Source organism: Acinetobacter vivianii, assembly GCF_014635885.1.
GTDB classification, from domain to species: Bacteria; Pseudomonadota; Gammaproteobacteria; order Pseudomonadales; family Moraxellaceae; genus Acinetobacter; species Acinetobacter vivianii.
Genome location: NZ_BMDR01000009.1, coordinates 1 through 12457, shown reverse-complemented (window position 1 = coordinate 12457; position 12457 = coordinate 1). Strand labels below are relative to the sequence as shown.

The window sequence follows — 12457 nt, the reverse complement described above, 5'->3', positions numbered from 1 at the left end:
AAGGAAAGGTTAGAACAACCGGAGAAAACCAAAATCTTAGGTTGATCTTACCTGTTTCACACATTGGAAAGTGCATTTTAACGGTCCATAAAAGATCGTTCAGGGATAGACAGAAAAGGATGAAGATGATGCTTAAACAACAATTATTCAAAGATATACAAAAAATATTAGCGCTTAACCTATCCATCGCTGTGAGCTGTTGGGGCTTGACTACGCAGGCTTATGCGCATGGTGGACATGCCGAAATGGTACCACTTTATCAAAACATGAGTGAGCAGGGCGCCAAAGTTGTTAAAGATGATTTTACCAATAGCTACACCATCACCAAAGGTTCCATGCAGGTCAGAGCCAAACCTAATTCAGATCAGGTTTTGGTCAATGGAAAACCCTTAAAGCTGAGCGTACCGTTATTAATTAAAGATGGCAAACCCGTTATTGGTAAAGACTTTTTCAATGAAGTGTTTCAGTCGGGTTTAGATCAAACTTTTAAAGTTGAAAATACCTTTCATCCTCTCAATAGCCTAAATACAGATGAAATCAAAAAGACTTTTGATGTGATTAATCGCTCAAAATATGCCTATAAAAATATGCGTTTTGCCGAGTTAAAACTGAAAGAACCTGAAAAAGCCAAAGTTTGGGATTTCTTTATCAATCATAAAGAATATAAAGATGATCGCATGGCCTCTTTTATTTTATTAAAAGGCAACCAAGCGATTGAAGGTGAAGTGAACCTGAATACACAGCAAGTCACGAAATGGAATGTGCTTAAAGATACACACGGTATGGTGTTACTGGATAACTTCGAGACCGTACAACGTGTGATTGAAGCAAGCAAAGAATATCAGGATGCTTTACGCAAACGTGGCATCACAGATGTCAAGAAAGTGATTACCAACCCATTAACTGTCGGCTATTTTGGCGGTAAAGATGGCTTGGATAAACAGCTTAATGTTTTAAAAGTTGTGTCTTATCTCGATACAGGAGATGGTAACTATTGGGCGCATCCGATTGAAAATCTGGTCGCTGTGGTGGATCTGGATAAAGAAAAAATTATTAAAATCGAAGAAGGGGCGATGATTCCTGTTCCAATGGTAGACCGTCCTTATGCCACCAAAAATACCAAACCACCTAAAATTAAGCCGCTGAATATTAGTGAACCTGAAGGTAAAAACTTTACCATTACAGGACAAACCATACATTGGGGGAACTGGTGTTTCCATGTCGCACTAGACTCTCGTGTTGGCCTGCAACTTTCAACCGTGACATACAAAGATAAAGGCGTAAAACGCAAGGTTATGTATGAAGGTAATCTGGGCGGGATGGTGGTTCCATATGGTGACCCTGACATGGGATGGTACTTTAAATCTTATCTGGACTCAGGTGAGTATGGGATGGGAACACTCACATCAGCCATTCAACTGGGGACTGATGCACCAGAAAATGCAGTTTTACTGGATGCGGTCATTGCTGACTATAAAGGCCAGCCACAAGTGATTCCAAATGCAATCGCTATCTTTGAGCGCTATGCAGGGCCTGAATACAAACACCAAGAAATTTTTGGTGATCAAGACGCAAGTGAAGCACGCCGTGAACTTGTCGTGCGCTGGATTAGCACAGTGGGTAATTACGATTATATGTTTGACTGGGTCTTTGCCCAAAATGGTGTAATTGGCATTAATGCGGGTGCAACGGGTATTGAAGCGGTGAAAGGGGTTAAATCACGCACTATGCATGACAGTACCGCCAAAGAAGATACTAAATATGGCACTCTGATTGACCATAATATTGTGGGTACAACCCATCAGCACATCTATAACTTCCGCTTAGATATGGATGTAGATGGTGAGAACAACAGCTTTATGCACATGGACCCTGTGGTGAAGGCCAATGACAGAGGTGGTGTGCGTACAAGCACGATGCAAATTGACAGTAAAGTGATTAGCAATGAGCAAAATGCGGCTGAAAAATTTGATCCATCTACCATTCGTTTACTCACGAATTTCAACAAGGAAAATAAATTAGGTAATCCTGTTTCTTACCAATTGATTCCATTTGCAGGTGGAACACACCCTGTGGCGAAAGGAGCCAATTTTTCCAAAGATGAATGGTTATTTAAACGTTTGAACTTTATGGATAAGCAAATTTGGGTGACGCAGTACAATCCAGATGAACGCTATCCTGAAGGCAAATATTCCAACCGTTCGACTCATGACACAGGCTTAGGTCAATTCATTAGCAACAATGACAATATTGAAAACAAAGACCTCGTGGTCTGGATGACCACAGGAACCACCCATGTTGCGCGTGCTGAAGAATGGCCGATCATGCCAACAGAGTGGGTTTATACCTTGATCAAACCGTGGAATTTCTTTGATAGTACCCCGACGTTGAATTTGGGTGAAGAAGAGCAAAATACGCAGCACGACCATCACTAAAAGTGCAAATGAGCCAGAAAGGGTAACGTGAGCTTACCCTAAGCTGAGCGTCCAGCAGTCCGCTGACAAAAAAGGAATTTTGTATGAAAACGCTACTTTCTCAAGTTATGAGAGGGACTCTCTTTGTCTCATTTTTTTCAACTGTGCATGCAAGTGAGTTAGAAATTAAACCGACTTTTGAAGCAACTTTCGGGGCTTTTAGTAGCGGTAAAAGCTATAACGGCGAAAACCTAGAGGATGAAAGAGTCAATTGGCAAGAAGGCCACCTTAAATATGGTGCGAAAGGACAATATACATTTAACAACAACCAGCTCTATGCAAGTTTGAGCGGGATTAGTTCGGCAACCTTTGGGGATGGTGACGCAGGCCAAAATAGTAATGGCAAAGAACTTAAAACAGATGTGAATGAATGGATCATTGGTTTTAAAGATGGTACCAATAAAGATGAGTTAACGACCTATGATTTAAGTATTGGTCGGCAAAATATCATGATTGGTGACGGTTTTTTCATTGCGGGGGATGCATTAAACCTCGGTAAAACACCTGCGGATGGCACACTCGATCGGGGCGGCGCCTATTATCTGGCGGCACGTCGAAGCTTTGATTTTACCAGTTTGCTTCAATACAAACTGCAAGAGAATACGACGCTAAAGCTGGCTTATTTAAAGTCGGACAATAAAGCACAATTTTCCCCAGAACTCTTTGTAACTGATCTGATGTATCAGCTTCAAGATAAAGGCGTTGGATTCACTTACTTAAATGTATTAGACCTTGAAGATGCTGATCAAGTTTCAGGGCGCGAAGATCTTAAAAACTATGCTTTACGTTTGAATTATCAACCTTTACCAGAGCTGCAAGTTAAAACTGAGTTTGTTGTACAAGATAAAAAAGAGGGTCAAGAAAATGCTGGCTATTTAGCACTGAACTATAACTTTTTATCTTCAAAATATACGCCCTCATTAGGCTACCGTTTTAGTCACTTTTCAGACCAATACGATCCAATGTTTTACGGGAATACGGTCGGGTTTGGTACATGGTTTCAAGGTGAAGCTGCTGGAAACTATGCTGGTCCATTCAATAAAAATGCAGATATTCATCAAGTCTCTTACAGCATGAATCTAAAAGAAAACTTTATGTTGGGTGCTTTGGCCTATAAGTTCAAAACAGTCAATAAGTCTTTTACCAATGTGGATGGACATGAGCTGGATGTGTTTTCGGTTTGGTCGGTTAATAAAAAATTCAACGTTATTCCTTTAGTCGGGCTCTATAAACCAAAACAGGATATCCATAGTGGTGGTACTCAGAACTACGATGACAAAACCAATGTCTATGCGCAGTTGATTCTGCAATACATCTATTAAATCAGAGCGAAGGAGACCGTGTTTATTGGCGGTGCATTCATAGAAATAAAGTGAGGGTGAAATCAGATGAATACACAATATGACTATATCGTGATTGGTGCTGGCTCGGCAGGCTGTGTGGTTGCAGCACGGCTATTAGAAGCCAAGGCTGGGCGTGTTCTTGTTCTAGAGGCAGGAAGCCGAGATAACAGTATGTTTCATACTATACCTGCGACGGTGGTTAAAGTATTCCAGCAGAAATCATGGCAATACATGACCGTTCCGCAGAAATATTGTAATCATCGTGAAATGATCCTTGCACAAGGAAAAGTGTTGGGAGGCGGAAGCTCGGTTAATGGCATGATCTATTGCCGAGGCCAACGACAGGATTATGATTTATGGGCCTCGGAATGGGGATGCAATCAGTGGTCTTATCAACATGTGCTGCCTTTTTTTAAGAAAGCAGAAAAAAATGAAAGTCTTGCTGATGAATATCACGGACAAGCTGGCATTTTACCTGTTAGTGAAAACCGATATCGCCATCCTTTGACGCTTGCTTGTATTAAAGCAGGTCAACAAATGGGGATGAATTACGTCAATGATATTAATGGCTGGGATCAGGCGGGCGTAGGATTTTATCAAACTACTACTCAAAACGGTTCTCGGGCAAGTACCTCAAAAACCTATTTAAAGTCAGTCGAAAACCACCCAGACCTCACGGTGATTACTGATGCCTTAGTCCATAAAATTGAAACTCAAGGTGATCAGGTTACAGGGGTGACTTATAGTGTTGGCGGAAAATCACCAATTACGGTACAGGCTCAAAAAGAAGTCATTCTGAGTGCTGGTGCAATTGGCAGTCCGAAGGTTCTATTACTTTCGGGAATTGGTCCAAAACAGCATTTAGATGAACTCGGCATTGAATGTATACGTGACTTACCTGTGGGTGAAAATTTTCACGACCATTTGCATATGTCGGTCAATGCAACTGTAACAACCAAGAATAGTCTGCTTGGTGAAGACCAAGGTTTAACTGCGGTACGTCACTTTTTACAGTGGTGTTTTACACGTTCAGGATTGTTGACCACCAATATTCTAGAAGGTGGTGGTTTTATTGACACCAACAACAACGGTCGACCTGATGTTCAGTTTCATTTTTTACCTGTGCTGGATAATTTCGATAATACCCCTGGTGAAAAAGCGGTTGCTCAGGCACATGGCCTTACTATTAAAGTCGGACATGTACAGCCAAAAGCACGTGGGACTTTACGTTTAAGTAGTAAAGATCCCAAAGATTTACCTGTTATTGACCCTAATTATTTAGGCCATCAAGAAGATATTGACGCCAATATCCGTGCGGTACAGGCCGGACTTCGCCTATTACAGCAACCAGCATTAAAAGCAATTGTCAAAGAAGTGATTGAGCCTGCAAATGTCGATCCTGATGATATTGAAGCGATTGATCGATGGATGCGCCAAAACATTAAAACGGTCTATCACCCCGCGGGTAGCTGCAAAATGGGCAATGCCCCGCAAGATTCGGTCATAGATCAGACCCTTAAAGTACATGGTTTTAAAAATTTACGTGTCGTTGACTGTTCTATTTGCCCACAAGTTCCAAGCGGTAATACCAACGCAATTGCCATCATGATTGGTGAACGTGGTGCAGACTTTATTTTGAATCAGGTCGCGTAGTTGCTGTCATATCAATATTTAGAAATGAAAAGAGGAAAAGAAAATGAGTGAAGTTCAGATTTTACAAAGCGTACAGCAATTTATGGCACGTCAACATGGACATTTTATTGATGGAAAACTAGTTGCTGCCGAGCTTTTAGATAAAGTGGATATTGTAAATCCATCGACTGAACAAGTGGTTGCTCAAATTAGCATAGGTAGTCAACAAGATGTCGAAAATGCGGTGAAAAGTGCTGAACATGCTTTTCAAAATGCTTGGGCTGAAACGACGCCGTATGAACGTGGCGTTAAACTGAACAAGTTAGCCGATTTAATTGAGCAACATGGTGAAGAACTTGCACAGCTCGAATCGTTGTCTACTGGAAAACTTATCAATATTTCAAGACACCTTGAAGTCGCACAATCTGTTATTTTCTTAAGATATTTTGCGGGTTGGGCAACTAAGATTAATGGTCAAACCATGCAACCTTCTATTCCTTCTATGCAGGGTGAGAAATATACGGCCTTTACTTTAAGACAACCGATTGGTGTGGTTGCAGGGATTGTGCCTTGGAATTTTTCACTGATGATTGGCGTTTGGAAAATCGGTTCAGCTTTAACAACTGGCTGTACCATTGTGCTTAAACCAAGTGAGTTTGCTAGCTTATCTTTATTACGATTAGCTGAACTTGCCATTGAAGCAGGTATTCCAGCCGGTGTAATTAATGTGGTTACAGGTAAGGGGGAGACGGGACAATATTTAATTGAATCGCCGCTGGTTAAGAAAGTCTCATTTACAGGTTCAGTTCCAACTGGCATTGCCATTGGTAAACTCGCAATGAGCAGTGATTTAACCCGTGTAAGTCTGGAGCTGGGTGGTAAAAATGCCATAGCGGTTTTGGCCGATGCAAATATCGATGAGATTTTACCGACTTTGCTGCAAGTAACTTTTGTACATCAAGGTCAAGTTTGCGCATCCCCAGAACGGTTTTTTGTACACCATACAAAATACGATGAATTAGTCGAGAAACTTTCTAACGCACTCTCGAGTTTCAAAATTGGATCGGCTATGGATGAAGGAAGTATGTTTGGTCCGCTCTCTAATCAGCCTCATTTTCATAAAGTAAAACACTATTTAGATATGGCTAAAGCCAACAAGCAGATTATTGCTGGAGGTGAGGCTTTAGATCAAACAGGATATTTTGTACAGCCGACTTTAATTTCCTTTAAAAATACGGATGATCCTTTATTTTCAGAGGAAACTTTTGGTCCAGTGGTTGGGGTAATGCCATTCGACACTGATGAAGAACTCATTCAACTGATGAATCAGTCGCGCTTTGGTTTAACCGCAAGTATCTGGACAAATGACTTATCTAAAGCCTTACGTTTAATTCCTAAAATTGAAGCAGGGACCTTGTGGGTCAATATGCATACGTTCTTAGACCCCTCCGTTCCATTTGGCGGGGTAAAAGCTTCAGGAATTGGTAGAGAGTTTTCGGATGCATTTATTGAAGATTACACCGAATTAAAATCGGTCATGATTCGCTATTAAGCTAATAAAGAGATTTGTCATTTTAGAAATAACAAACCTCAGTCTTTAAAATGAAAATTGGACTAAAAAGTTAGTAGTTTAAAGTGATGCTTTGTTGAGTTGCTTGGTCGATTTCCTTTTGACTCACTGCATCATCTTTACATTTATAACTTTCAAATAAAGGCAGCTGATCTGCAAAATGGGCATCAGTTTTTCCATTTTGATTGATAAAGCCACTTTGTCCTGGGGCTAAAATCGAACACATGGTGACCGGATTTGGATTTAAGACCACTCTAAACGTAGCACTACCTGTATTTCCATAAGTACTGAGCTGTTGTTCATGTGATGGATCAGCCCATGGAATACCGACTGAATTTTTGCTGGAAAAGCCCATTGTCGCCACTGGAATTTTCCAGTCATTCGGATCAGTAGAGTGATACTGTTTTGAAAGTTCAGTCAGCGCATTTTCTAAAGCTTTTAAGACAACCTCATCTGCTGTTTGTCCTTTTAAGAAGTCAACCTGTTGAGGAACGCTTGCCTGTTTTCCTTGCAATGCATTCCAGATTAATTTTGAGGCGCTGGCTGGCTGGGCACTACGTGGATCATTATTGACTGGATAAAGCGTATCGGTATAACGCTGATAAATACTTTCTGATAAGTTCGGTTTTAACACCAAGACAATCATCTGATTCAGCCATGCACGCATAATCGCTGGCGCTGCACCCTGATAATACTTCCCTTCACGATCTGGGCGTAATTTTAGATTCCATTCTGCCAATAGCGGTGCGACTTTTTTAGCCTGTGTCGAGGCTTTGTCACTTTGTGCGGCTTTGATCATAGAGGGGATAAAATAGCGCGCATTTAGATCCGACCAAGCACCTATTTTATTAATGTCCCAAATCTCTTGCTGGCTTAACTTTGGTTTACTTTCCAAAGGCTCGATCAGTTCATTGACACGATCAACATAAGAGAAATTTGATGAGTCAGAACGTAAACCTGCATATGCTTTATTATTCCAACTGCTGATATAACCTTTTTCAGGATTATATTGTTTTGGATTATGCGAGAAATCGTAGAAACCCTGCCATTCCATTGAACCATCGCCAAGTGCAGGAAGTTGAATATGCTGGTTTTCGGGCCGAATCGGTAAACGTCCCAACGCAGCGACCCCGATATTGTTTTTGGTATCGGCATAGAACCAAGTAATAGAGGCTGCGACACGTTTGGCTTGAGCAAGAAACTCATTCCAGTTGGTGGCCTTGGCTGCATTGGCCCAGCCTAATAAGGTTTCAATTTCTACACCTTCCCAGCTACGTTTTTGAGCATAGGCGGTGTGATTTTTTTCATCCCATGTGCTGACAAAGCCTTGTTTGCTCTTATAAACATCTAAAATACGGTCGGCCTGATTCTTAACTTTTATTTTTACTTGTTTGTGCTCAAATGGAATATAAGCGCCTTTGTATAAATATTCTTTTGAATTGCTTGGATTTAGCGTGAGTTGGTAAACATCGTTAGTATCGAGTGAGCCTACCGTAGAACCCCATGCGATTTTGCCATTGGTGCCAAATAAAATTGCAGGTAAACCGACAGGGGTAATACCTGTTAGGTCATAGCCAGCGCCGTGTAGTCCAATTGCATAGGTAATCGCAGGGGTATACCAGCCTTGTTGCGGGCCATTATATAAAACAGTCTGACCCTCAATGGTCTTATCTCCCTTTACTACCCAAGCATTGCTAGCTGTTGGAACACCATCAATCACGCTTTTACCCAGCGCAATACGTGCTTGTGCTAAATATTTTTCTGCTGCCTGATTGGAGATAGGCAAAACCTTTTTCGGGATAGTTTGCTGTTGTGCTGAAAACTGTGGTGCTTGTTCGGACTGAATAATTGTTGGCGCTTTGGGATCATCTAGCCAGCGTAATTGTTGATAGACTTTCAGACCCTCAGCTTGCCCTTTTTCTTTTTGTAGTTGGGTGAGCAAGTCTAAGTTTGAAACTTCTGAACTGGCTGAAAAGAAGCGATTGAGAATGAGGCCGACCCAAACCATTGCTATGTCTTCTGTTTCCCAGCTTGAGGGTTTAAAGCCATAATCAACAAATTCTTTTGGCATGAGTGCTGGATTGGCTAAAACTTCTTTGACGCGTTTATTGAAACCTGCCGCATAACCCTCAAAAATTGCACGATCTTCAGGAGAGAGTCGCGCAATTTGTTGTCTGATATTTTCAGGGTTAAAGCGACTATGGGTTGCAATATCATATTGCACATAATCGGGACCCAATACTTCAGCGACCGTGCCTAAACCTGTACGTTTTGACATTTCCATCTGAAATAAACGATCCGTTGCGACGGCATAGCCATAACCATAAAAAAGCCCATAACTATCTTTTGCATAGACATGGGGCGTACCAAAACTATCTCTTTTAATGGTGATCTGTTTTGAGAGAGGGGGAGTTTCTATACTAGAAGATGAATTACATCCTACCAGCAAAGTACAACCTAACGCTAACATTCCATTTTTAAGCAAAGTAGCGCTATAGAGGGGGCTATGATTGATCAATTTTAAATATCCTTATTGTCGTTATCGTTTCAAAGACATGATTTGAAAATCTTCTGTTGAAGGAAGTGAAATACACCGCTGAACATACCTTGTTCATTGAATAAAATTATGATGATTTATCTATGTAATTTTCCATTACCTTGTGGGTATATCTTTATACTTTATGAGACAAGGTTTTATCGGTTTCGAGAAATTCATTTAAGAAAAATAATAGATCAAACAATCATCTGCTTTTTGCTCGGGGCATTAAGATGATTGTTTGACGAATGAGCAGAACTAACGCATCAATTTTTTAGCTAACCGATCTGGATTCAGTAATACGATATTGAGAATCCCCACCACAACCAGATACAAGCCAATAGAGCTAAATCCCTGATTCATGCCTATCGTTAAATTTTCTAACATCTGTGGACTGAGTGGAACGCCTTTTCCTGGGTTGATATAACCTGCATGGTCCATCAAATATCCAATCATGGTTGGGGAAATGATTCCGCCTATAGAGGCGGTTGCCACCAGTGTTGCCATGACTGCGGCACGTTGTTGCGGGCAAACACTATAACTGACCGTCATGGTCGCCAGCGGAAAACACATGGAAAATCCTGCTGCAACCGTGATCAGGATCAGATTGAGACTTCCCGTTGAGAAAGGGAGCAAATAAAAGGCACCCCCCGAACATAGAAGCAGTAAGCCAAAAACAATACCAAAAGCAATATGAACACTTTGTCCTTTTTGTAGAAGTACTTTTGAAATGTAGCCAGCAAGTGCCAAGGTGAGGGCGCCTAAAATCCACGGAAAGCTGGAAATAAAGGCAATCATTTCAGGCGAGAATTGGTGGATGGATGCAATATATTTAACTGCCCAAGTGGTTAAAAATCCTAAAGACCAAAAGCAGCCCAAGCCAGCGAGGAAGGCCGCAATAAACATTTGAGAAAAAAAGACTTTGAAAATTGGAACGGGTTTTAATTGATCTACAAAATCTATGATGCTTTGGCGACTGATCTCAGCTTCTTTGCTTTCTGTCATAGAAGAAGTCGCTGAATTTTGGGCTTGATGAAAATGACTATAAGGGCCTTCTTTACAGATACAACGCCAGAAAAGACTCCAGATGATGCCGATAATACCCAGAAAGCCAAAGGCCCAACGCCAGCCCCAATCTGGATGCGCAATGATATAGGCCAAAATAGGTGCCGCAATAATTGGCCCAAGCATGGTTCCTGAAGCGACAAGGCTACTTGGGAAACCACGGGCACTGGGTTCAAACCAACCCTGTACATGGGTTAATGAAATGGATGAAGCAGGGCCTTCTGCTGCACCGAGTACTATTCGTGTGATCAATAAGGTTGTTAAACCACCACCGAATAGCATAGGGAACTGTAACAGTGCCCAACTTATACCCATGATTAAAAGTAACCAGCGGGTTTGAACTTTTTCTGCAATAAAGCCAACGGCGATACCTGAGATTGCGAACAAAAAGAAAAAGGCACTGCCAATAAAACCAAACTGGGTCGCCGTGAGCCCTAATTCAGCCATGACGGGTTCGGCAACAAGACCTAAAACAGCTTTATCCGCAAAATTAATCATCTGAAACAGCACTAAAAGTGCCGTAATTAGCCAAGCTCGTTTCAGATTTGAAGAGAAAAATGAAGGTGCTGAAACCGTATGGTGTTGTGAGTTGTTATTATGCATTGCATGATCCTTATGCAGCGACCAAGGCACATCGGTCAAAAAATAATGGCTTACTATTGATTTAAATAAATATATTTCTATGGCAAAGCTTATTCAGGTGGAACGTGTTTTTAGTGCTACGATCTTGCGCTGCTTATGAAGCAGCGCTTTGTTTTAATTAAGTTGTAGTAATAAAATCGAACACTGCCTGATTGAATGCATCGACCTGTTCAATATTCGAAATATGCGAGGCATTGATTTCTACTAACTGGGCTTTTGGAATCTGCTGTTGCATAAATTGCCCATCAGCAACTGTAGTGACAGGGTCTTGTGTTCCAGCAATAATTAAAACAGGAATAGGGATCGCTTTGAGTTGATCACGAACATCCGCCTTAGCCAAAGCCTCACAACAATTGGCATAACCCATTGCGCTGCCAGCACTTAAGTCGTTACACAAGTTATTGACAATCGCCGTTTGGCTTTGGATAAAGGGATCTGTAAACCATCGAGATGCGGCAGTCGCTGCGATGGGTTGTAAACCTTGTTCTCTAACTAATTTTGCACGATCCAGCCATGCTTGTTCCTGACCAATTTTTGCCGCAGTATTGGCAATCACCACATGACTAAATCGATGTGGATAATGAATCGCAAGCCATTGACCCGTTAAGCCACCCATGGAAATTCCACAAAAACTGGCTTTTTCAACCTTCAAATGATCCAGTAAATGAATGACATCTTCACCCAGTTGTTGCAGGGTATAAGGACCTTGTGGTGTTGAAGATGCACCATGACCACGGCTGTCATAACAAATCACATAAAAGCGTTCTTTAAAATAATTGAACTGCTGTTGCCACATCCCGTAGTTGGTCCCCAAAGAATTGGAAAATACCAGTGCAGGGGAGTTGGGATCTCCAAAAGTTTGATAATTGATCTGTGCATCGGCAGACTGAAAAACTGACATTACTCTTCCTTAATTTTAATCAACACGTTGAATAATCAATGCAATGCCTTGACCGACACCGATACACATCGAACATAAGGCATATTCACCCTTGATCTGTTCAAGCTGGTTTAGAGCTGTGGTCACCAGACGTGCACCTGAAGCACCCAATGGATGACCTAGGGCAATTGCACCACCATTTGGATTAACGCGTGCATCATCATCTGCCAAACCTAAATCACGGGTGACTGCCAAAGCTTGTGCAGCAAAGGCTTCGTTTAACTCAATCACATCCATCTGATCTAAGGAGAGATT

At 41.5% G+C, this 12457-nt stretch carries 7 protein-coding genes and 1 pseudogene; 4 read left to right on the top strand and 4 right to left on the bottom strand.

All coding sequences use genetic code 11. The features are described from left to right. The first annotated feature begins 119 nt into the window (after nt 1-119). The 4 genes from tynA (at nt 120) to IEV36_RS15880 (ending at nt 7001) form a co-directional block, all read left to right on the top strand. Nucleotides 120-2435, top strand: a complete 2316-nt coding sequence (tynA, locus tag IEV36_RS15895; protein ID WP_171067980.1) for a primary-amine oxidase — start codon at nt 120-122, stop codon at nt 2433-2435. Nucleotides 2436-2578: 143 nt separating this feature from the next. Next, a complete protein-coding gene (locus tag IEV36_RS15890) occupies nt 2579-3796 on the top strand; it encodes a hypothetical protein (protein WP_155757697.1) in 1218 nt (405 codons plus the stop codon). Between the two features lie 66 nt (nt 3797-3862). Then, nucleotides 3863-5470, top strand: a complete 1608-nt coding sequence (locus IEV36_RS15885; RefSeq protein WP_005256519.1) for a GMC family oxidoreductase — start codon at nt 3863-3865, stop codon at nt 5468-5470. A gap of 43 nt (nt 5471-5513) precedes the next feature. Next, nucleotides 5514-7001: an NAD-dependent phenylacetaldehyde dehydrogenase gene (locus tag IEV36_RS15880; protein ID WP_005256521.1), complete on the top strand. Its 1488-nt coding sequence runs from the start codon at nt 5514-5516 to the stop codon at nt 6999-7001. A gap of 70 nt (nt 7002-7071) precedes the next feature. On the opposite strand, the gene IEV36_RS15875 is transcribed toward IEV36_RS15880, so the two are convergent. The 4 genes and pseudogenes from IEV36_RS15875 to IEV36_RS15860 form a co-directional block, all read right to left on the bottom strand. Further along, nucleotides 7072-9489: a penicillin acylase family protein gene (locus IEV36_RS15875; protein ID WP_155757698.1), complete on the bottom strand. Its 2418-nt coding sequence runs from the start codon at nt 9487-9489 to the stop codon at nt 7072-7074. A gap of 324 nt (nt 9490-9813) precedes the next feature. Continuing rightward, on the bottom strand, nt 9814-11223 hold the full coding sequence (locus IEV36_RS15870; protein ID WP_005256525.1) for an MFS transporter: 1410 nt from the start codon (nt 11221-11223) through the stop codon (nt 9814-9816). 157 nt (nt 11224-11380) lie between these two features. Then, nucleotides 11381-12163: a 3-oxoadipate enol-lactonase gene (gene pcaD, locus IEV36_RS15865; protein WP_005256527.1), complete on the bottom strand. Its 783-nt coding sequence runs from the start codon at nt 12161-12163 to the stop codon at nt 11381-11383. Between the two features lie 15 nt (nt 12164-12178). Continuing rightward, nucleotides 12179-12457 (bottom strand): annotated as a pseudogene (locus IEV36_RS15860) (acetyl-CoA C-acyltransferase); the annotation flags it as partial.

Coding starts and splice junctions, on each gene's coding strand:
- IEV36_RS15875 (WP_155757698.1), bottom strand. CDS start 9,489: ATGTTAGCGTTAGGTTGTACTTTGCTGGTAGGATGTAATTCATCTTCT.
- IEV36_RS15880 (WP_005256521.1), top strand. CDS start 5,514: ATGAGTGAAGTTCAGATTTTACAAAGCGTACAGCAATTTATGGCACGT.
- pcaD (WP_005256527.1), bottom strand. CDS start 12,163: ATGTCAGTTTTTCAGTCTGCCGATGCACAGATCAATTATCAAACTTTT.
- IEV36_RS15885 (WP_005256519.1), top strand. CDS start 3,863: ATGAATACACAATATGACTATATCGTGATTGGTGCTGGCTCGGCAGGC.
- IEV36_RS15870 (WP_005256525.1), bottom strand. CDS start 11,223: ATGCATAATAACAACTCACAACACCATACGGTTTCAGCACCTTCATTT.
- tynA (WP_171067980.1), top strand. CDS start 120: ATGAAGATGATGCTTAAACAACAATTATTCAAAGATATACAAAAAATA.